Below are 21,203 nucleotides of genomic sequence, written 5' to 3'. Positions count from 1 at the left end.
GCCCGCCTATATGGCGGGCCGTTTCGTTTTCCTGTACCGGCCTCTTCGCGGGCTTGCCCGCTCCCACAGGAATGCCACATTCCTTGAAGCCTGTGGTGTACCTGTGGGAGCGGGCAAGCCCGCGAAGAGGCCGGTACAGGAAGAATCTGCTATTCCAGCAACACAGTCACGACTTTGCCGCTGATTCTTGACTGTGAATCAAATGACCTTGGCCCCGCCCCATCTTAATCAATCCCCCTCAAAGCCGCACACTGCTCCCCCACACGAAGAGCGATCGAACCCGAGCGACCAAGCTCGATTCGGCCCACCCCCTCACTCACCAGGAGCAGATCCATGAGCGTTCCATCCTTCGGCCTCGGCACCTTTCGCCTAACCGGCCAAGCCGTCATCGATTCGGTCAAGTCGGCCCTGGAACTTGGCTACCGCGTCATCGACACCGCGCAGATCTACAAGAACGAAGCCGACGTCGGCCAGGCCATCGCCGAAAGCGGCGTCAAGCGCGGCGAGCTGTTCATCACCACCAAGATCTGGGTCGAAAACTACGCCGCCGACAAGCTGGTCCCCAGCCTGCGCGACAGCCTGCAAAAACTGGGCACCGACTACGTCGACCTGCTGCTGATCCACTGGCCAGCCCCAGGCAACGGCGTTGAGCTGCCCGAGTACATGGCCGCCCTGGCCGAAGCCAAGAAGCTGGGCCTGACCCGCCAGATCGGTGTATCCAACTTCAACATCGAACTGACACGCCAGGCCATCGAAGTGGTCGGCGAAGGCGAGATCGCCACCAACCAGATCGAACTCAGCCCCTACCTGCAGAACGGCAAGCTGACCGCGTTCCTCAAGGAGCAAGGCATCACCGTCACCTCGTACATGACCCTGGCCTACGGCAAGGTGCTGAAAGACCCGGTACTGGCCGACATCGCCGCCAAGCACAAGGCCACCGTGGCCCAGGTTGCCCTGGCTTGGGCCCTGCAGCTGGGCTACGCGGTGATCCCGTCGTCGACCAAGCGGGAAAACCTGGCCAGCAACCTGCTCGCACGTGACCTGAAGCTGGACGCTGACGACATGGCACGCATCGCCAAGCTCGAGCGCAACGGCCGTGAAGTCAGCCCTGACGGCCTGGCGCCAATCTGGGATTGATACCATGACCACGCCCCTCGAACGCCTGACCGCTGGCGGTTTCAGCATCGGCCTGGAAGCACCGCTGGACCACGACTGGACGCCCGCCGGCGACCAGGCGCGGCGCCGCGATGGCCGCCAGTTCGGCGAGCCGGACCTGGCCCGCCACGCAGAACTGGCACAACTGGCCGACCGCCTGGGCTACCGCGCCCTGTGGGTCCGCGATGTGCCGCTGTACGACCCGTCGTTCGGCGATGCCGCCCAGGTGTTCGAGGTATGACCCTGAAATCGGCCAACAGCTGGTAGCCGGCCTGACCCAGCAGAACCCGGAATGGATCGGCAGCAACCTCGACGGCTGCCTGGCCCACCCCGGCACACCGGACGACCACCGGCACCGGGTCGCCACCTGGCGCACGGTGGCGGGCAACAAGCCCTACAGCAGCTTCATCCGCCTGGACCTGGCGGACAACCCTGACGAACCGTTGCAACGCTGGCGTTTCGGTTTCCGCGGCGGCCGCAAGGCGCTGGCGGCCGAGCTCCGCGTCCTGCGTACGGGGGCTGGCCTCATCGATCAATGTCGGCGCGTTCAACCTGGGCAATGCCGTAGGCGCGGCGCTGGGTGGTGCGGTGATCAGCCTGGACCTGGACTATGCGGCCGTGCCGATGGCAGGTGGCGTGCTGGCGGCCACCGGCTGCTGCTGGTGTGGCTGGGTGGGCGTAGCAAGGCTGCCGGGAAAACTGCAGCCGACGCAGCCTGATAGAGCCCCCTTGCCCCATCTCCAGCGGTCTTCATTGTTCCACGCACTGCAATTATGATGTGCCAGGCACACCCATTCTCTGTTCAGCCAGCGGCTACTACTCTCCTACCAGCCAATCGAACTGAGGAGAACCCCGATGTCCCGCCCACCCCTGCCGCCCTTCACCCGCGAAAGCGCCATCGAAAAGGTCCGCCTGGCCGAGGATGGCTGGAACGGCCGCGACCCGGCCAAGGTCGCGCTTGCCTATACCATCGACACCGTGTGGCGCAACCGCGTCGAGTTCCCGCGCGGTCGTGCCGAGGTCGAGGCGTTCCTGACGCGTAAATGGAACCATGAACTGGAGTACCGCCTGATCAAGGAGCTTTGGGCCTTCACCGGCAACCGCATTGCCGTGCGCTATGCCTACGAGTACCACGACGACAGTGGCCAGTGGTACCGCGCTTATGGCAACGAGAACTGGGAGTTTGCCGAGGACGGGTTGATGCAGAACCGCCATTCGAGCATCAACGAGCACCCTATCAGTGAAGCCGAGCGCAAGTTCCACTGGCCGCTGGGCCGGCGCCCGGATGATCACCCCGGGCTCAGCGAACTGGGGCTCTGATCAGCCCTGCGGCAGCATGATTCTGACTTCCAGCCCGCCACCCGGGCGGTTGCCCAGGGACATGCTGCCCCCCTGCTCCAGCACGATGGCACGTGCTGCGGGCAGGCCCAGCCCCACGCCACCGGTATTGCGGTTGCGTGAACCTTCGATACGGTAGAACGGCGCAAATACCTGCTCGTGCAGCTCCGGCGCAATGCCCGGCCCGCGATCCTGCACGGTAATCTCGATCTGCCTGGCGTTTACCGCCAACACCACCGTGGGCTCGCAGCCGTATTTCGCTGCATTGTCGATCAAGTTGACCAGCACCCGCTTGATACCCACCGGCCGCCCCGTATACACACAGCGACGCGGCCCGCTGAGGCCGACCTCGACCCCCGCGTCCTTGAAGTCGTCCACCACGGTCAGCAGCAATTCGCCCAGGTCGAATACGGTCGTCTGTTCCAGCCGCGCGTCATCACGGAAGAACCCCAACGCCGCATCGACCATCGCCTGCATCTCGTCGACGTCCTTGAACAACTTGGCCTGTAGCTGGGCATCGTCGATGAACTCGGCGCGCAAGCGCATGCGCGTCAGCGGTGCACGCAGGTCATGGGAGATGGCCGCGAGCATCTGGGTGCGGTCGTTGAGAAAATGCTTGAGCTGCGCCTGGGTGGCATTGAACGCAAGAATGGTCTGACGCAGGTCGTGCGGGCCGACCACCGGAATGGGCGGGGCGTTGAAGTCCTTGCCAAAACGCCGCGCACCTTCGGCAAAGCGCTCCAGCGGCTTGGCCAGGTAGCGGGTGGCCAGCAGCGCGACGACAAGGCTGGAAACCAGCATCAGCCCGAGGATGATCAGGTTGCGCGGCAGTTCGTCCAGGCCCCAGCTACGGCTGGTGGCACGGAACAGTACCCAGGACTTGTCGGTCAGCTCGATCATCAGCGCATAACCACGTTCAGGTGCGTACTCCGGCATGTCGGACGGTGCGAAGGCCTCGACCCTGGCATCCGGGCGCTTGAGCAATGCGCGCAGGATAGGCGTGCCCTCGCTGAACTCGGCATCGACCAGCACGGGTACGCCCGCTTCGTCATGGCGGCGCAGCCAGCGCACGGAGTATGAGCCGTCGCCCGCCGCACTGGCGATGTTGGCGCGCTGCGCCATGGGCGCGACGTCGAGGATGCGAGTGACCGCTGCAACCTTCTCGATCACCCCGCTCTCCAGCAGCGGTGGCTGCGCCCAGACACTCAGCAACAGGCTGAACAGCCCCTTGAGCAGCAACAGGAACAGCATCGCCGTCAGGGTGGTCAGCGCGATCCAGCGGGCAATGGTGATCCTGGGCCGTGGCAGGGCCTGGCGAACCCTGGCGAGCAGCTTCATCGCTTCGCGACCGTGGGCGTGAACAGGTAACCGGCGTTGCGCAGGGTACGGATCAAGGGCTCGTTGCCGTTGTCGGTTTCAAGCTTGCGGCGCAGCCGGCTGACCTGGACGTCGATGCTGCGATCATAGGCGTCGTAGGCATCGCCACGGGCCATGTCCAGCAACTGCTGGCGGCTGAGCACCCGCCGCGGATGTTCGGCGAACACCAGCAGCAGCTCGAACTCACCGTTGGACAAGGGGATCATTACGTTGTCCGGCGAACGCAGCTCGCGCCGCACCACATCCAGCCGCCAGCCGGCAAACTCCAGGGTCGCGCAGGCATGGCCCGCCGCGCTCCCGGCCGCTTCGCCGGCACGGCGCAGCACTGCCCTCACCCGGGCCAGCAGTTCACGGGCGGCGAACGGCTTCGTCAGGTAGTCGTCTGCCCCCAGCTCCAGGCCAACCACCCGGTCACTCAACTCGCCCATGGCGGTGAGCATGATCACTGCCACCTTGTGCTCGGCCAGCAAGCGCTGGCACAACACCAGGCCACTGTCGCCAGGCAGCATCACATCCAGGATGACCAGGTCCGGCACCCGCCGCTCGACGGCCTGCCACAGCGCCTTGCCATCCCTGGCCACATCAACCTCGTAGCCATGTTGGCAGAGAAACTTCTGCAGCAGGTCGAGCACCTCGACATCATCGTCGACTATCAGCAAATGGCTCACAAAAAAGCACCGCAAAACAAGGTTATCAGGCCGTACTTTAAGGCCATCCCCACGTAGCCGTCATATATTTCAACCCGGAAACAAAGTGTCGACGCCGAGACAATCCGGACATTACCAGGCAAAGAAAACTGCGCAGCATCGCTGCCAGTTCTTGCCAGGAATGTATCTATGTCCCGTTCATCATCCGCCTCCCGCTCAGCGCGCTCAGCCGCGCTGGCCTTGTCGCTGCTTGTGGCGGGAGGCTGCAGCCAACGTGCACCGGCCACGGCGGCCTGCGGCAATGTCGCCTATCAGGTCAGTGACCCGGCGGAGCCCGCCAACCGCGCCGTATTCGCTTTCAACCGCACGGTCGACGACTATCTGCTGGCCCCCGTCGCACGGGGCTACACCGCGCTGCCCGGTTTTGCCCGGCAGGGCATGCACAACTTTGCCAGCAACTTCGGTGAGCCGAAGGTGTTCGTCAACGACCTGCTGCAGGGCAATGGCGAACGGGCGATGACCAGCCTCTCCCGCTTCATCTTCAACACCACCCTGGGTGTGGCAGGGCTGGTCGACGTGTCTGGCAAGATGGGGCTGAGCCAGCATCGCTCGGACTTTGGCCAGACTTTCGGGGTGTGGAACATCGCCTCTGGCCCCATCGTCGAGCTGCCGCTGCTGGGCACCCACAACCTGCGCGATGCCACCGGCACGCTGCTGGGCCTGGCACTGGACCCGTTTGGTGGCAACAGCGATACCGTCGAAACCATGGGCAACGTAGCCATGGCCGGCGGCATCGTCGATGCACGGGCCGAAGCACTGCCACTGACCGACCTGCTGCGCACCTGGCCTGACTACTACGTTGCGATGCGTGACTACACCGCGCAGCGGCGCAGCAACCGGGTGGCAGAAGGCAAGGCCGGCGAGCCGGGCACCTGGCCAGTGGATTGCGCAGGGGGTGCCCATGAAGAATGATGCCCAAGGCGCCATGCTGCTGTTCAGGCGCCTGGAAGGCGCTGCCCGGCAACCGCTGTTGCTGCATGAACTGGAGGCCCGGGTTTCGGCCGATGGCCGAAGCCTGGTGCTGAGCCGCTATCGCGAACGCTTTACCGCCGAGGGCAAGCCCTACCGACACGAGGCTCACCGCAGCGTACCGATTGCAGCATTGCTGCGCTGGGTGGCGCGGCAGGGTCAATCGTTCTGAAAGGGACCGGCTTCTTCCACCCAGCGCGGGCCCTTGTAGGAGCGGCCTTGTGTCGCGAAAGGGCTGCGAAGCGGCCCCAGCAATTTGTGCATCTGCGCTGAAACTCTGGGGCTGCTTCGCAGCCCTTTCGCGACACAAGGCCGCTCCTACAAGGGATCGTGCATGTTCCTCTGACGGATGTCCGAAACGCGACAGTGGCTGCCTGTTCGGCGTGAGACAGGCAAACCGGGCACTGGCTACCCTTCTTCGGCAAATGCCTTGTTCCCTTTCGCCAGAAGAAGATCGCCCATGACGACCTCCACCGCCTCCATGGCCGCCACCACACCTGCCGACCAACCCCAGGGCTTTCTGGTCCGCATCGTCGGCGCTGCGGCATTCGCCCACCTGCTCAACGACCTGATCCAGGCCGTGCTGCCGTCCATCTACCCGATGCTCAAGAGCGATTTCGCACTCAGCTTTGCCCAGATCGGCTGGATCGCCCTCATCTACCAGGTGACCGCGTCCTTGCTGCAACCCTGGGTCGGCCTGTACACCGACAAGCGCCCGCAGCCCTACCTGCTGCCGGCCGGCATGCTGGTGACGTTGGTGGGCATCGCCCTGCTCGCCTTCGCCAGCAGCTATGAAATGCTGCTGGTGGCCGCCGCGGTGGTCGGCGTGGGCTCGGCGACCTTCCACCCCGAAGCCTCGCGAGTGGCCAGGATGGCCTCCGGCGGGCGCTTTGGCACCGCGCAATCGACCTTCCAGGTCGGTGGCAACACCGGCTCGGCCCTCGGCCCGCTGTTGACCGCTGCCATCGTCATTCCGCACGGCCAGCCGGCCATCGCCTGGTTCATGCTGGCGGCCGCGCTGGCGGTATTCGTGCTGCTGCGGGTGACCGGCTGGACCGTGCGTCACGGCCAGACCCGGCTCAAGACCTTCGCCGGCCAGCAGGCCCCCGGCCTGTCGCGTGGCGCCATGTGGCGCGCCGTGGCGGTCATCGCCGTGCTGATGTTCGCCAAGTTCGTCTACATCGCCTCGTTCACCAACTATTTCACCTTCTACCTGATCGAGCATTTCGGCCTGAGCGTGCAGCACAGCCAGCTGTACCTGTTTGTGTTCCTCGCGGCCGTGGCCCTGGGCACCTTCGCTGGTGGCCCGGTGGGTGACCGTATCGGGCGCAAGGCGGTGATCTGGGTCTCGTTCCTCGGCGTGGCGCCCTTCGCCCTCGCCCTGCCCTACGCCAACCTGGCCTGGACGGCGGTACTGGCGGTGGGCATCGGCCTGGTGATGTCCTCGGCCTTCGCCGCCCTGGTGGTGTATGCCCAGGAGGCCGTGCCGGGCCGGGTCGGCATGGTGTCGGGGGTGATGTTCGGGTTGATGTTCGGTATCAGCGGCATCGGCGCCGCCGGGCTTGGCGAACTGGCCGACCGGCATGGCATCGAGTGGGTGTACCAGATCATCTCGTTCCTGCCGCTGCTGGGGCTGGCCACCGCGCTGCTGCCGGCAACCCGCTCGCAAGCCCGCCCCAGCCGCTGCTGTTAAAGTGGGCGTGCCAGGCTGCCCGTACAAGAGGTCGAAATGCTGAAGCCGCAGCACGAATTGCTGGTGGAGGTGGATGAATGGAACTGGGAGGTGGGCAGCCGTGCGACGGACTACCCGACCGACTGGTTCATCGAGCCCCACAGCCATGCCAAACACCAACTGATCTATGCCACCAAAGGCCTGATGATCGTCGAGTCCGGTAACGAACGCTGGACCGTGCCCCCCAGCCGCGGCGTATGGATGCCTTGCGGCCAGGTGCACGCGATACGCTGCGTGGGCGATGTGAAAATGCGCAGTGTGTTCGTGCGCACCGACGCGGCAGTGCAGTTGCCCCTGCAGAGCAAGGCGATCAGCATCTCGCCATTGCTCAGCGAGCTGATCAAGGCCTCCGTAGGCTTTACCGCGCCGTTTGCCGAAGACTCGCGTGAAGCCCGGGTGATGCGCCTGATCCTCGACGAGATCTGCGTGCTGCCGACCTTGCCGCTGAAGCTGTCGCAGCCCGGCGACAAGCGCCTGCAGGCGATCTGCTCCGCGCTGCACGAGCGGCCTGACGATAACGCCACCGTGGCCGACTGGGGCCAGCAGCTGGGGGTGGACGAAAAGACCATCCAGCGCCTGTTCCGCAAGGAAACCGGCATGACCTTCGGCCAGTGGCGCCAGCAGGCGCGGCTGATGCAGGCACTGGAGCGGATCGCCCTGGGCGAGCGGATCATCGATGTGGCGGGGACGCTGGGGTATGACAGCCCCAGTGCCTTCGCCAGCATGTTCAAGCGCCAGTTCGGTATCACGCCGAGTCAGTTCTTCAAATAGCCTGTAGGAAACATATGAGATCGCCCCCGCGTCGCCTGATCTCGCACAGCAACCCTGTCAAGCCGTGTACAGTACCCTCACAACAAAGCCCCCAGAAGGAGCCCGGCACATGACAGTGACGCTGTCCCCCCTGCAGATCGACTGCGATTTCGACTCCGGCAACATTCAGGTGCTGGATGCCAGCAACCCAGCCCGGGTGCACCTGGCTATCCGCCCGGACACCCACAGCGGCCACTACCAGTGGTTCCACTTCAAGGTCAGCGGGCTGACGCCAGGCCAGGTCCATCGCTTCAGCCTCGACAATGCCTCCGGTTCCTCCTACAAGAACGCCTGGAGCGGCTACAACGCCGTGGCCTCCTACGACCAGCAAACCTGGTTCCGCGTCCCCAGCCAGTTCGACGGCACGGCGCTGTCGTTCGAGGTAAAGGCCGAACAGCCGCACATCTGGTTCGCCTACTTCGAGCCCTACCCGCGCGCTCGTCACAACCAGCTGATCGAACGTGCACGGCAACTGCCGGGGGTGGAATTGCTCGCCAGTGGCCGCAGCGTACAGGGCCGCGACATTCCCCTGCTGCGTGCCGGTGATGGTGCCGCAGGCAAGCGCAAGCTGTGGCTGATTGCCCAGCAACATCCGGGCGAACACATGGCCGAATGGTTCATGGAGGGCGTGATCGACCGCCTGCAGGCCAACGACGAGGTGATCCGGCAGTTGCTGGCCAAGGCCGACCTGTACCTGATCCCCAACATGAACCCCGACGGTGCCTTCCTCGGCCACCTGCGCACCAACTTCAAGGGCAAGGACCTCAACCGTGCCTGGCAGGACGCCAGCGTCGAGCTCAGCCCCGAGGTCTTCTTCGCCCAGGCACAGATGAAGCAACACGGCGTGGATGCGTTCATCGACGTGCATGGCGACGAAGAGATCCCCCATGTGTTCACCGCGGCCTGCGAGGGCAACCCGGGCTACACGCCGCGTCTGGCCAAACTGGAGGAGCAGTTCCGCAGCACCCTGTGCAGCCTGACCCGCGACTTCCAGACCGTGCATGGCTATACCCGCGACGAACCGGGGCAAGCCAACACGACGCTGGCCTGCAATGCGGTGGGGATGGCGCATGACTGCCTGTCACTGACCCTGGAAATGCCGTTCAAGGACCATGACGACGCGCCGGATGCCGTCACCGGGTGGTCGGGGGCACGTTCGAAGGCGTTGGCCGGGGCGGTGCTTGAGACCTTGGCGAAGATGGTTGGCGATTTGCGCTGAGGCCCCTGGCTGACGCGTCCCCTGTGGGAGCGGGCGTGCCCGCGAAGAATCCAATACGGTGTATGGCACCGGCTTCGCCGGTGTTCGCGGCGGTTCGACGCCTCGACACGCCCGCTCCCACAAGGTCCCTCGGCCGATAGCAATCCTGCGCTCAGAACTGCACATCCAGAATCACGCTGTCGGTATAGGTCGCAGCCGGTGGTGTAGCCTGGTCGGTGTAGACCTTGGCGTTGTAGTTGAACACCTGGCTACCGGTGCCGGTCCCCGTGCCGGGGTTCACATCGGCATCGGCGCTGGCCCGTCGCGCAGCCCCTGTCGAACCCCAGCGCACCGCACCGGCGCTCTTGAAAATGTCATAGGCCAGGTAGTTGTTGGCCGCCGACTTCATCCGCCGTCGACCATTGGCCACGTTCTGCCCGTCATCCAGGCCCACCGTGTAGTTGCTGCCCTTGGTGCACGACACGCTCAGGCTCTGGCTCACCGTGCCGAACCCCGCCACCACCGGCGCGCTGGCAAAGTTGATGCTGGGCGTGGTGATCTGGCTGTCGTTGGTCACCGTCATGCTTACCAGCAGGGTCCTGGTACCGGAGCCCTGGTCTCGCCCTATGCAAAGCCCGCCAACACCAATCCCGTCGCAATAGTCCCAGGTCCACTCGACATCGAGGAGTTCCTGATATAGCCCCGCCGATACGTTGCTGCCCACCTGCGTGCGCATGTAGATGGGCACGTTCTTCGGTGTACCGTTGAGCAACCCGAGCAAGTCGAGGATGCCGGTGGTCCTGAATTCGAAGGGGGTGCCACGGGTGATCGGATAGTTGGTTGTGGCGTCGGCATAGAGCGTGTAGGGGATCACATCCCCGGTAGGCCCTACCAGGCCGCTGGTGGTGGAGGTGATCTTGATCTTGAAGGAGTCGGTGCTACTGAGCACGCTGATCACCGAACCGTTGCACTGCAGGCCAGAGTTGGTGCTGGAAGCTGTCTGGACCGTGCCACGTACCTGAGTCGAGTTGAGCGAACCAAACGCCGCAGGCGCAGTCAACACTGACGTGCACTTGGCCCAGGCCGAGCCCGCCCACAACAACAAGGCGCATGCCCACAAACCACGCCAGCAGGCCTTCACTTGCACACCAACGGGCCAATCAACGGGATCGAGCCTTGCGACTCAGGCAGGTCGAACGCCACCTGGCAATGCCCGCCCCCCTCCAACTCAACCTGCAGTCGGTTATGCGGCGTCAGGTTCTCCAGATAAACCAGGCCATCCCAACCGACCACCGCCTGGCTGCCACTTTCTGCATGGGTGACACGGCTGCCCAGCTTGAGTGCCTGCTGTTCGGTGTCCACCAGTTCGACGCTGGCCGCCAGCACGCGCCTGAGCGGGAACTCCAGCAAGTAGCCGCTGCCTCGGCGCACCGCCACCCGCTGTTCCACTTCCGGCGCGAGGATGTCCGGCGGCAAGCCCATGGGGTCGATCTCGTACTTGCCGCGGTAGTAACCGCTGCTGTACGGCACCAGCAGGTGACCATCGGCATCGGTACGGCCGACCTCCTGGTTTTCATAGCGCACCGGCACGTCGGCGTAACCACTGGTGCTGACTAACACGAAGGCATCGTCGATACGGTTGGCAGCGAACAGCCCGGCATCCATCCAAACCAGCGAGCCACTGGCGTCGGCCCAGCGGGTCATCTCTCCACTGCTGCCATACAAACCGGCCTGCAACTGCACCGACTGCAGGCGCCAGGTGACATCGGCCTGGCGGTAGGCGTCGCGCTCGCTACCGGTGGCGTAGCCCAGGTTGTAACCGACACCGCCCCCCACCGGCGTCGCGCGGCTGTAGTTGACCCGCTGCAGGGTTTCGCCTTGCTGGCTGCGCTCCATGCCCAGGGCCAGGGTGCCGTGCAGGTCGAACGGGATCACCAGTTGCGCCTGCACTGCCCACTGGCTGTCCCCCACTTCACGGTTGGCCGACAGATAAACGCTGCTGTTGCCCCACAGCGGCCTGCTGTAGCTCAGGTTGATCAGCCGGGTACGTGTGCCGTCGCCGGCGCGCACATCGAAATAGCCGGCGCCGATGTTGCCGTATTCGTTCAGGTTCAGGCTCAGCGTGACCTGCTCGCTGCGCTGGCTCAGCTGTATGTCCCGGCTGTCGACCCGGGTCAGGTCGGCATAGTCGCCATGGCGTTGCAGGCGCTGGTAGCTGAAGCCGATGCGCTGGCTATTGTACTGGTAGCCGAGGGCGACCTGGTGGCCCTTGTCGCCGTCGAACCGGCTCTGCGCCAGCGCCGCATTGAGCACACCGAAGTTGCCCAGCCGCATGTTGCCACCCAGGCCTCCCAGCATCAGCGATTCGGCGCTTTCGGCATGGGTTTCCAGGGTGAAGATGTCGCTGACCCCGTAGCGCAGGCTGGCCGATGCGACCCCGGGGCCGTAGGCAAAATCGCGCACCCCGTAGTCACGCCGCAGGCTGCCGGCCGCTACCGAATAATCCGCCAGGCCCTGCTGCAGCAGGCTGCTGGTGACGTAGAACGGCAAGGTGGTCGACACCTGCCGGCCAAGGGCATCGGTGGTGACCACCACCGCCTCCCCGGCGCCGTTGATGAACGGCACGTTGGTCAACGTGTAGGGGCCCGGCTGCAATTCGCTGGTGCTGGACTTGTAGCCATTGATGAACAGGTCCAGCGAGGTCGGTACCGCCGCTTCACCGGAGAACGCCGGCAGCGGATAGGTGACCAGGTCGGGGCGCGCAGCGAAATCGCGCGACAACTGCAGGCCACCGACCCGCACCGAGCTGGTCCAGGGCAAGGCCCCGGTCACCAGGTCACCGGCTTCGTAGGTCAGCAGGCGCTGCTCGTCGGTGAAACGCCAGGTGGTGTCGTAGCGCAAGAAGCCCTGGCGCGTGTCGTCGGTCGGCGCACCATTGAACGACTGGCGCCATTGCCCGGTGCTGGAGAACGTACCCCAGCTGTCGAACAGACGCAGTTCGTTCCAGGCCGCCAGGTAGCTGCCGCCGTCATCGGTGTCGTTCAGGTACAGGTCGTAGTTGAACAAGGCGCCGAAACTACTGCGCGCATCGCTGGCCGGGTACAGGTTGCGGTCGCCCAGCTGCTGGTCGGGCAGCCAGGCCGGCGGCACTTGCAGCAGCAGGCGCTGGTTCTGGCTGTCGTAGTCGGCATGCATCCCCACGATGGCCTCCAGGGCCACCTCGCCCTGCGGGTTGCCTGGCAGCGAGACGCCGGCCGCCCGCAACACCTCGCTGTCCAGGTACAACTGCCCGGCGCGCTGCTGCACCGGTACCAGCTCAGCCCTGGGCACCTGGTTCACCAGCAACTCGAGGTACAACGTGGCATCGGCGATAGCGGACATCTCCGTAGGTGGTGGCGGCAGGTCGTCGGCCAGCACCAGGCCAGGGCCGACCAGGGCAAGCCCCAGGCACCAACGGTGGGTCAGCCACATCACACATGGTTTCCAACCATTGCCGGGTTCTCCACGGCCTCTGCGCGGCATTCAGGCGCAGGCTCATTGGCTTTGGCGGATGGCGTCCGCGCTGCTCTGGCCGTTTACCCTCCCCTTCAGCACACTGCCGGCACTCGGTGTTAGCGGTGCCGGCCAGCGCATGCTGGCCCCCGGCAGCACATAACCCAGCAAGCCATCGGCCAGTGGTTTGCTCTGGCTGCCCTGCTGCACCACCACATCAGTCAGGCGTGCATGCACCGGGCCGGTGTTGCGCAGTTCCACGTACGGCTTGCCCTGCACGGTCACCGCGCGCCAGCTGAGTTGCGGCTTGCCGACGCCCTCGGCATTGCGCTTGCCCTCAGGGCCTGCCTTGCCCCACAGGCCTTCGCCGTATACGAACAGGGGTACCGAGTAGCGCATCTGCAGGCGGATCGCCGCGGTGGTGCCGGGCTCGGCCTTGTCGACCGGGATGGCGGGCGGGATTTCGTCGATGATGATGCGGTAGGCCTGCTCCTGGCCGACTGGCGAGGGGCCGGTGCGGGTCAGGCGGATCAATTGCTTCTGCCCGGGGGCGACGTTGGCCACCGGCGGGCTGCCAATGATCTCGCGCTGTGCCTGATACTGTTCCTGGTAATCACCTTGGCGCCAGGCGAACACCCGCACCTGCAGGTTGGCCGGTGCGGTTCCGCGGTTTTCCAGCCACAGTGCGCCAGCCTTCTGGTCAGCCTCCAACACCGGGTCGATCGGCCAGATCAGCACCGAGGTGGCCGCCCAGGCTGGCAGGCTCGCCAGCCACGATACCCCGATCAATCCTCGCGCCCACTTCGCGCCTGCCCCCATGAAGCTCTCCTTGGATACTGGTCATTGGTGCCGATGCATTCACCAGGTCACCGTCACTTGCACCACATCGGTGTAAGTCCCCGCCGGCATCGTGCCGGTCAGCTGAACCCGCCCGTACACCGGCAGCTTGATCGCCGTCGGGTCGGTATAGCCCACGGCCACGCTCTGGCCGATCCCCAGGCTCTGGCTGTATGCCGCGTCCCGGTACAACTGGTAGGCCAGCACCTGCGTGCCGCCCGTGCGTTTGAGGTTGCGTGTGCCACTGGCACTGTTCTGCCCGCCATCCACGCTCATGCTCAAGGCCACGCCCGGGGTGCACTGGAAGGTCACTGTGGTACCGCCCAACGAGGTGCCGAGAGTTCCGGTGGCCAGTGCCGACTGCGAGCCGTAGTCGAGCGTCCCGTAGCTGGTCACGCCGCCCACCACCAGGCACCCGGCGACGATCTGCGCCGTCACCAGAAAGCTGCTGGTGGTCGCCGCATCCAGAGGCGCGGCCAGCAGCACGCCAAGGACGCTCATGCCGCCCGCCAGCCAGCTGCGCATGGTTCAGAACGACAGCTCGACGGACACTGTGTCGGTGTATTCCCCCGCCGGCAGGCCAACCTTGCCGCGCGCCTGGCCATACAGGTTGACGGTCTGGGCCACACCACTGCTGAGCGGCAAGGTGATGGTGCCGTTGATGGCCAACACCTGCGTACGCCCGGCATCGGTGTAGAAGTCGTACGGTACGAAGTTGCCGACGCCATCCGCCAGCGCACGGCTGCCCCCGGCCGACTGGCCATCGTGGGAACCTGCACCCACGCGGATGACTGGTACCGTGCCAGCCGAACAGAGAATGCTGATCGCCCCACCGCCGCCGCCGATTACCTGGCCGTCGGCAGTGTTGAACAAGGCATCGTGAGTGCCGAAGTCCAAGGTACCGAAGTCAGCCCCCGAGGAGGCTGAGCTGCCGTTGACCTGACACGCTGCGGTCAAGGTCAGCGTCGATTCGATAGTCCCGGTAGTGGCGGCCTGCGCCTGGTAACTCAGCATCAGCCCCAGACCGGCGAGGATGCAGCGTGAAAGGTTCGTTCGCATCGAAGTCTCCTTGTGTCGTTACCAGTCCAGGGTCACCCTCAGGGTGTCACGGTACAGGCCGGCTGGCAGCGCACGCGGTTGCGCCACTACCACACCGTAGATGGGGATCGGTATCTGCCGGGTACTGCTGATGGTGAAGGCACGCGCCTGGCCGATGCCGTAGCGGCTGTTACCACCTGGGTCGATTGCCAGTTGGTAAGGGATCAGCTCGCGGCCGTTGCTCAGCCGCCGTATGCCGTCACTGCCATTCAGGCCGCCGTTGATGCGCACGTTGAACGCCCGCACCTCGGGCGTGCAACTGATCTGCAGGCTGCCTTCGCCGCTCACATCATCAACCCGGCTGCGCAGCGGCTGGTCCCAGTTCGGTCCGCGCTCGCCGAAGTCCATCACGCCGGGGTTACCCACCGTTGCCGGTTGCGTCTCGTTGCTGCTGATCTGGCAAGCACTGCTGATCACCAGCCGCGCCTGGATGAAACCGGTGCTGGTGCCATGCGCGGCACCACCGGGCACCAGCAGCGGGCCCAGGGAAAGCAGCAGGATCGAGGTGCGGTTCATGGCGTCGCGTCCTTGAGCATGGTGGCATCCCTACCAGGTGACGGTGACTTTGAGCAGGTCGGCGTACAGGCCTGCAGGCGGTACCCAGGCCAGCTTGTCGATCCGTGCGTACAACGGCAGCTCGACCGAGCCGCTGTCCGGCACCCGCGCCGAGTGCGCCACATTCACCGCCAGCGGCTCGCGCCAGGCAGCGTCGCGGTAGAGGCGATACGGGATGAGCCGGGCCGTGTCATCGTCACTGGCCAGAAAGCGCAACTCGCCGACGCCGCCATGCTGCCCACCATCGACGCGGACCTGATAGGGGGTGTGGGGATTGCATTCCAGGCGTGGCGGGCGCTGGCTCAACAGCGCGCCGGTGAGCGGTGCGGCAGGGCCATCCAGCCGTGCAGTAGCGCCCAGGTCGATGCGCCCAAGCGCCTGTGCCCCGGCATCGCGGGGCTGGTTGACCAGCATGCAGCCACGCTGCACCAGCACCCGTACCTCCACCAGGAAGTCCGCCGCCATGGCGCTGCTGCTCAACATAAGGCCCAACAGGGCGGCCAGGTAGCGCTCCTTCACCTTATTATCCTTGTCGATATCTGCTGACTTGAGCGTAGCAGCGAGGTGGCATCACGATGCTGGCATCGAGCCATTTTTTTGTATTAGCCAAAAAGCGCTACCACTAAAAAAAAGCCGCACGACACAGAACGCATCGCCGACATTCTCCTCAAATGGCCAAAGGCCGTTATCCGGACCGATATTCTGTTAGGGTGTATCCCTTTCATCCTGCCTAGACTCATGCGGCATGCATGGAAGGACACGACAGGAGCGTTTTCATAGATGATTGCAGACAGCACGCTCACCCAAGCCCTCGAGCGCTGCGCCCAGGAGCCGATCCAGCTACCTGGCAGCATCCAGCCCCACGGTTTTCTGCTGGTGCTGGACGAAACCGACATGCGGGTACTCCAGGCCAGTGAAAATGTCGAGCATTGGCTGGGCATACCGGCCAGTGAACTGATAGGTCGCGAGTTCGCCGAACTGGTCAGCGGTGCCTTCGACTTGCGCCTGCACCTGGCCCGCCTGCCGCAGGACGAGGTCTTTCCGTTCCACATCAGCGATGTGCACCTGCGCCAGGACGCTCCATATCGTGGCAACCTGCACCTGCTGGTCCATCGTCACGACCAGGTGCTGATCGCCGAATTCGAACCCCCTCGCCTGCCGGCCGATCTTGTCGGGCAAGGCGACTACTACCCGCTGGTGCGCAGCTTCGTGGGCCGCCTGCACCAGGCCGGCAGCCTCGAGGAACTGCTGCAGCAAGCAGTGCTGCAGCTCAAGCGCATCACCGGCTTTGGCCGGGTCAAGGCCTATCGCTTCGATGCCGAAGGCAACGGCCAGGTGCTGGCCGAGGTGGCCGACCCGGGCTACCCGAGCTACCTGGGCCTGTGTTTCCCCGCTTCGGACATACCGCGCCAGGCGCGCGAGCTGTACCGAATCAACCGCATCCGCGTGATCGAGGACGCCAACTACCAGGCCTCGCCGTTGCTGCCCGCTGCCAACCCACGCACCGGCAAGCCGCTGGACCTGAGCTTTGCCGCGCTGCGCAGCGTGTCGCCAGTGCACCTGCAGTACATGCGCAACATGGGTACCCTGGCATCGATGTCGCTGTCGATCGTGGTCGACGGGCAACTCTGGGGGCTGGTGTCCTGTCACCACGAACAGCCACGCCCGGTGGACCTGCGCACCCGTACCGCCTGCGAACTGCTGGCCAGTGTGCTGTCGCTGCAGATCGAGTCGCGCGAGTCCCACGCCAACACTCGCCAGTTGCTGGAGCTGCGCCAGCACATCGTGCGCATGATCTCGTCCATGGCCGACCATGACAGTGTCGGCGACGGCCTGCGCGACTTGCCCGAAGTACTGCTGGCCTTCGCCGGCGCCCAAGGTGCCGCGGTCATATCCGCCGAACGTTGCGACCTGATCGGCAAGACCCCTCCGGCCGCGCAGGTAAACGCCCTGGTGCACTGGCTCTCCCAGCGTGGCGAAGACAGCGTGTTCCACAGCGACAACCTGTGCCGCGACATCGATGAACTGCCCGAGCTCGCGGCCCATGCAGGCGGTGTGCTGGCAGTGGCCATTTCGCAGATCCACTCGCACTACCTGCTGTGGTTCCGTCCCGAGCAGGTGCGCACGGTGAACTGGGCCGGGCAGCCGAACAAACAGGTCGGGCCGCAGGGCAACCTCGACCCGCGGCACAGTTTCGAAAGCTGGCAGGAAAAACTGCGCGGCTACTGTGAACCCTGGCACCCGCTGGTCATCGAAGGCGTGCAGGAGTTGCGCACGGCAGTGCTCGGCATTGTCCTGCGCAAGGCCGAGGAACTGGCGCAGCTGGCTGGGGAGCTGCGCCGCTCGAACAAGGAGCTCGAAGCGTTTTCCTACAGCGTGTCCCATGACCTGCGCGCCCCCCTGCGCCATATTGCCGGCTACTCCGAACTGCTCGGCGAAATCGAGGGCCAGAGCCTCAGCGAGCGCGGCAGGCGTTTTTTGCAGCACATCGAGGAAGCCGCGCATTTTGCCGGAAGCCTGGTCGACAACCTGCTCAACTTCTCGCAAATGGGCCGCTCGGCCCTGCGCCTGTCCGAGGTCGACCTCAACGCCCTGGTCGAGGCCGTTCGCAGCGAACTGGCGCCCGACTACCAAAACCGCGAAATTGTCTGGGACATCGCCCAACTGCCCAAGGTGGTCGGTGACCCGGCGTTCATCAACATGGCCTTGCACAACCTGCTGGCCAACGCCATCAAATACACACGTGGGCGCACCCCGGCGCGCATCGGCATCAGCGCCGTGCAACATCCGGGCGAAACCGAGATCTGTATTCGCGACAACGGCGTGGGCTTCGACATGGCCTACGCCAACAAACTGTTCGGCGTGTTCCAGCGCCTGCACCGCATGGAAGACTTCGAAGGCACCGGGATCGGCCTGGCCAGCGTGCGTCGCATCATCGAACGCCATGACGGCCGGGTCTGGGCCCATGGCAAGGTTGGCCAGGGTGCAACCTTCCACTTCACCCTCCCGCGCCATCCCGCAACTACCTGAGGCACCGCTACCATCATGCTCAAACCCATCCTGCTGGTCGAAGACAACCCACGGGACCTGGAGCTGACGCTCCTGGCGCTGGAGCGCAGCCAGTTGGCCAACGAGGTCATCGTGCTGCGTGACGGTGCCGAGGCACTCGACTACCTGCTTCGGCGCAATGCCTATGCCGAACGTGACGATGGCAACCCCGCCGTGTTGCTGCTGGACCTGAAACTGCCAAAGGTCGACGGCCTGGAGGTGCTGAAGGAAGTGCGCGCCACCGCCGAGCTGCGCAGTATCCCGACGGTGATGCTGACGTCCTCGCGCGAGGAGCCCGACCTGCTGCGCGCGTACGAGCTGGGGGTGAACGCGTACGTGGTCAAGCCGGTGGAGTTCAAGGAATTCGTCGCCGCCATTTCCGACCTGGGGGTGTTCTGGGCGGTACTCAACGAACCGCCACCCGGCTCGCTGCGCCTGAACCGGCGTGGCAGCATCTGAGGTGGCCGCGACGATGCAGCCAACGCCGCTGAAACTGCTGATGGTCGAAGACAACTCGATGGACGCCGAGCTGACCCTGATGCGCCTGGAACGCAGCGGGTTGCAGGTGCAGGCGCAGCTGGTGTTCGACCATGCCGGTGTCGAGCAAGCCCTGAGCGAGGCCCACTACGACCTGATCTTGTGCGACTGCGTGCTGCCGGGCTCGTCCGGCACCGATGTGCTGGCCATCGCCCAGCGCCTGGCACCCGACATTCCGTTCATTTTCCTGTCTGGTATCTATGGCGAAGAACATGCGGTGGAAATGATCCGCCTGGGCGCCACCGACTATGTGCTGAAGAAGAACCTGCCGCTGCTGCCCAAGGCCGTGCGCCGGGCCCTGACCGAAGTGCAGGAGCGCCAGCGCCGGCGCCGCGCCGAAGAGGCCCTGGCAGACGTCGAGGCACGTGCACGTATTGCCATCGACGCTGCCGGCATGGGCACATGGGACATGCGCCCGCAGGAAGGCCTGTTGTTGTGGGATGACCGCTGCAAGACCCTGTTCGGTCTACCCACCGATACTGAAATGAGCCTCGAGGTGTTTTACGCCGGCATCTACCCCGACGACCTGCCGCAGGTGCGCGAGGCGGTGGAACAGGCCATGTGCCCGAAAGGTGGCGGCCTGTATCGGGTGGAATTCCGCATCGCCCAACCCGACGGCCTGGAACCGCGCTGGTTGCTCAGCAGCGGCCAGAGCCGGTTCGTCAACGACCAGTGCGTGCGCTTTTCCGGGGTGTTGCAGGACATCCACACCCAACGCCTGGCCACCCAGGCACTGCGCCAGCTCAACGAAATGCTGGGGGAAAGGGTCGAGCGCCGCACCCGCGAACGCGACCGTGCCTGGGAGCTGTCGCAAGACTTGCTGGCCGTGCTCAACAAGGACCTGACCCCAGTCGCGCTGAACCCCGCCTGGGAAGCCAGCCTGGGCTTGTCCCGCGAACGTCTGAGCCAGTCGTCCTTGCTGCACCTGCTGCCCGAGCATGACCAGGAACTGATGCTCACCGAACTGGCCGCCCTCGCCCATGGTCGCACCAGCGCCCGCTTTGTCGGGCGCATCCTGGATGCCGGTGGTCAGCAGCGCTGGTTGTCTTGGGTGGTGGTGCCGGAAGACACCCTGCTGTATGTGGTGGCACGCGACATCACCAGCGAGCGCGAGGCCGCCCTGGGCCTGGCCGAAGCCAACGCCCGCCTGCGCGAGCAGATCGCCGAACGCGAACGCATCGAGGCCGCGCTGCAGCAGATGCAGCGCCTGGAAGCGGTCGGCCAGCTGACCGCCGGTGTGGCTCACGACTTCAACAACCTGCTGACGGTAATCCTCACCGGCGCCAGCTTCCTTGAGCGCGACCTGGCCAAAGCCGACCTGGAAAAGGCCAGTGCGCGGCTCAAGCACATCCGCGAAGCCGGCGAGCGCGGCGCCAAGCTGACCTCGCAGTTGCTGGCTTTCTCCCGCCGCCAGCGCCTGGAGCCGGTGGCGCTGAACCTCAACCGCACCCTGGCCGGGCTGGAAGAGTTGCTGCGCCGCACCTTGGGCGGCAATGTCTCGGTGCGCCTGGACCTGGAACCAACCCTGTGGCAGGCCTTGACCGACCCGACCCAGACCGAAATGATCATTCTCAACCTGGCGATCAATGCCCGCGATGCCATGCCCGACGGTGGCCAGCTGACGCTGTCGACCCGCAACACCCGGATCGACGCACGTCCACAGCGCCCGGAAGACCCGGACCCGGGCGAGTACGTGATGCTGAGTATCCGCGATACCGGCTGCGGCATGAGCGAAGAGGTGTTGGCCAAGGTGTTCGAACCGTTCTTCACCACCAAGGATATCGGCAAGGGTTCGGGCCTGGGCCTGGCCCAGGTATTCGGCTTCGCCAAACAGTCCGGGGGTGGCGTGCGCATCGACACCACGCCGGGGCGTGGTACGCAGGTGGCCGTGTATCTGCCGGCAGTCAAGGGTGAAGCCGTCAACGAACCGATGCCGTCGCTGCTCAGCCACTCGACTAGCGAAAGCGGTTGTAATCGCACCGTGCTGCTGGTGGATGACGACCATCTGGTACGCGACATGCTTGGTGATGTGTTGCGCCAGTACGGCTACCAGGTACGCCAGGCGCACAGTGGCGAACAGGCTTTGGCCTTGCTGGATGAGCAGATCGACCTGCTACTGAGCGATTTCGCCATGCCCGAGTTCAACGGTGCGCAACTGGCCCTGGCGGCGCGCGAGCGCTACCCGCACCTGCCGGTGGTGCTTCTTACCGGTTATGCAGAGTTGCAGGGACTGGAGTTGCCGGGCAGCCTGGTGATCCAGAAGCCGGTACAGGCCGATGAACTGGCCCGCTTGCTGAACGAGATGCTTGGAACGGCCAGGTGACCGAACAGAGCCTTCGGCAAAACCTGT

Annotated in this window: 21 protein-coding genes; 12 read left to right on the top strand and 9 right to left on the bottom strand. The window is 64.9% G+C overall.

Features of this window, described 5'->3' with window-relative positions; all coding sequences use genetic code 11:
- Window positions 1-333 precede the first annotated feature (333 nt).
- From dkgB to GYA95_RS06125, 4 genes are all read left to right on the top strand, one after another.
- Window positions 334-1,137 carry a 2,5-didehydrogluconate reductase DkgB gene (gene dkgB / locus GYA95_RS06140; protein ID WP_015269745.1) on the top strand — a complete coding sequence of 268 codons (804 nt, stop codon included), beginning with the start codon at window positions 334-336 and terminating at the stop codon, window positions 1,135-1,137.
- A 4-nt stretch (window positions 1,138-1,141) separates the two neighbouring features.
- On the top strand, window positions 1,142-1,396 hold the full coding sequence (locus GYA95_RS27780) for an LLM class oxidoreductase (protein ID WP_052329211.1): 255 nt from the start codon (window positions 1,142-1,144) through the stop codon (window positions 1,394-1,396).
- The gene (locus GYA95_RS28140; protein WP_052329209.1) at window positions 1,371-1,874 is read left to right on the top strand and encodes a hypothetical protein; all 504 of its coding nucleotides are present in this window, start codon (window positions 1,371-1,373) and stop codon (window positions 1,872-1,874) included. The genes GYA95_RS27780 and GYA95_RS28140 overlap by 26 nt, the downstream gene beginning before the upstream one ends.
- Window positions 1,875-2,010: 136 nt before the next feature.
- On the top strand, window positions 2,011-2,475 hold the full coding sequence (locus GYA95_RS06125) for a nuclear transport factor 2 family protein (protein ID WP_015269744.1): 465 nt from the start codon (window positions 2,011-2,013) through the stop codon (window positions 2,473-2,475).
- Here GYA95_RS06125 and GYA95_RS06120 read toward each other — a convergent pair whose 3' ends face one another.
- Together GYA95_RS06120 and GYA95_RS06115 are read right to left on the bottom strand one after the other, a co-directional pair.
- Entirely contained in the window at window positions 2,476-3,831 is a 1,356-nt protein-coding gene (locus GYA95_RS06120) for an ATP-binding protein (RefSeq protein ID WP_015269743.1), read from the bottom strand.
- Window positions 3,828-4,538 carry a response regulator gene (locus GYA95_RS06115; RefSeq protein ID WP_003256403.1) on the bottom strand — a complete coding sequence of 237 codons (711 nt, stop codon included), beginning with the start codon at window positions 4,536-4,538 and terminating at the stop codon, window positions 3,828-3,830. Before GYA95_RS06115 ends, GYA95_RS06120 begins: the two co-directional genes overlap by 4 nt.
- 168 nt (window positions 4,539-4,706) lie before the next feature.
- On the opposite strand from GYA95_RS06115, the gene GYA95_RS06110 reads away from it, so the two are divergent.
- The 5 genes from GYA95_RS06110 (at window position 4,707) to GYA95_RS06090 (ending at window position 9,307) form a co-directional block, all read left to right on the top strand.
- Window positions 4,707-5,489 (top strand): MlaA family lipoprotein, encoded by a 783-nt coding sequence (locus tag GYA95_RS06110; protein WP_015269742.1) that lies wholly within the window; start codon window positions 4,707-4,709, stop codon window positions 5,487-5,489.
- Window positions 5,479-5,718 carry a hypothetical protein gene (locus GYA95_RS06105; RefSeq protein WP_061302719.1) on the top strand — a complete coding sequence of 80 codons (240 nt, stop codon included), beginning with the start codon at window positions 5,479-5,481 and terminating at the stop codon, window positions 5,716-5,718. The genes GYA95_RS06110 and GYA95_RS06105 overlap by 11 nt, the downstream gene beginning before the upstream one ends.
- 288 nt (window positions 5,719-6,006) lie before the next feature.
- Window positions 6,007-7,239 (top strand): MFS transporter, encoded by a 1,233-nt coding sequence (locus GYA95_RS06100; RefSeq protein ID WP_015269740.1) that lies wholly within the window; start codon window positions 6,007-6,009, stop codon window positions 7,237-7,239.
- 36 nt (window positions 7,240-7,275) lie between these two features.
- Complete coding sequence (locus tag GYA95_RS06095) at window positions 7,276-8,049, top strand: AraC family transcriptional regulator (RefSeq protein WP_061302721.1); 774 nt, start codon at window positions 7,276-7,278, stop codon at window positions 8,047-8,049.
- A 109-nt stretch (window positions 8,050-8,158) separates the two neighbouring features.
- Window positions 8,159-9,307: a M14 family metallopeptidase gene (locus tag GYA95_RS06090; RefSeq protein WP_015269738.1), complete on the top strand. Its 1,149-nt coding sequence runs from the start codon at window positions 8,159-8,161 to the stop codon at window positions 9,305-9,307.
- A gap of 151 nt (window positions 9,308-9,458) precedes the next feature.
- Here GYA95_RS06090 and GYA95_RS06085 read toward each other — a convergent pair whose 3' ends face one another.
- The 7 genes from GYA95_RS06085 to GYA95_RS06055 form a co-directional block, all read right to left on the bottom strand.
- The gene (locus GYA95_RS06085) at window positions 9,459-10,427 is read right to left on the bottom strand and encodes a Csu type fimbrial protein (protein WP_015269737.1); all 969 of its coding nucleotides are present in this window, start codon (window positions 10,425-10,427) and stop codon (window positions 9,459-9,461) included.
- Entirely contained in the window at window positions 10,424-12,757 is a 2,334-nt protein-coding gene (locus GYA95_RS06080; RefSeq protein ID WP_015269736.1) for a fimbria/pilus outer membrane usher protein, read from the bottom strand. The genes GYA95_RS06085 and GYA95_RS06080 overlap by 4 nt, the downstream gene beginning before the upstream one ends.
- Window positions 12,758-12,820: 63 nt before the next feature.
- A complete protein-coding gene (locus tag GYA95_RS06075; RefSeq protein WP_015269735.1) occupies window positions 12,821-13,597 on the bottom strand; it encodes a fimbrial biogenesis chaperone in 777 nt (258 codons plus the stop codon).
- A gap of 39 nt (window positions 13,598-13,636) precedes the next feature.
- On the bottom strand, window positions 13,637-14,140 hold the full coding sequence (locus tag GYA95_RS06070; protein WP_015269734.1) for a Csu type fimbrial protein: 504 nt from the start codon (window positions 14,138-14,140) through the stop codon (window positions 13,637-13,639).
- Window positions 14,141-14,143: 3 nt separating this feature from the next.
- On the bottom strand, window positions 14,144-14,674 hold the full coding sequence (locus GYA95_RS06065; protein WP_015269733.1) for a Csu type fimbrial protein: 531 nt from the start codon (window positions 14,672-14,674) through the stop codon (window positions 14,144-14,146).
- 18 nt (window positions 14,675-14,692) lie between these two features.
- Window positions 14,693-15,229, bottom strand: coding sequence for a Csu type fimbrial protein (locus GYA95_RS06060; protein WP_003256412.1), 537 nt, complete (start codon window positions 15,227-15,229; stop codon window positions 14,693-14,695).
- A 30-nt stretch (window positions 15,230-15,259) separates the two neighbouring features.
- On the bottom strand, window positions 15,260-15,787 hold the full coding sequence (locus tag GYA95_RS06055) for a Csu type fimbrial protein (protein WP_015269732.1): 528 nt from the start codon (window positions 15,785-15,787) through the stop codon (window positions 15,260-15,262).
- A 261-nt stretch (window positions 15,788-16,048) separates the two neighbouring features.
- Here GYA95_RS06055 and GYA95_RS06050 point away from each other — a divergent pair, with 261 nt between their 5' ends.
- Genes GYA95_RS06050 through GYA95_RS06040 form a run of 3 tightly spaced genes read left to right on the top strand, consistent with a single transcriptional unit; the run spans window position 16,049 to window position 21,176 of the window.
- Entirely contained in the window at window positions 16,049-18,298 is a 2,250-nt protein-coding gene (locus GYA95_RS06050) for an ATP-binding protein (RefSeq protein ID WP_161551335.1), read from the top strand.
- 15 nt (window positions 18,299-18,313) lie between these two features.
- Entirely contained in the window at window positions 18,314-18,775 is a 462-nt protein-coding gene (locus GYA95_RS06045) for a response regulator (RefSeq protein WP_015269730.1), read from the top strand.
- Window positions 18,776-18,788: 13 nt separating this feature from the next.
- On the top strand, window positions 18,789-21,176 hold the full coding sequence (locus GYA95_RS06040; protein ID WP_015269729.1) for a hybrid sensor histidine kinase/response regulator: 2,388 nt from the start codon (window positions 18,789-18,791) through the stop codon (window positions 21,174-21,176).
- Window positions 21,177-21,203 lie beyond the last annotated feature (27 nt).

It is taken from the genome of Pseudomonas asiatica (genome assembly GCF_009932335.1).
GTDB lineage: Bacteria > Pseudomonadota > Gammaproteobacteria > Pseudomonadales > Pseudomonadaceae > Aquipseudomonas > Aquipseudomonas asiatica.
This window is presented reverse-complemented; position numbering and strand designations above follow the sequence as displayed.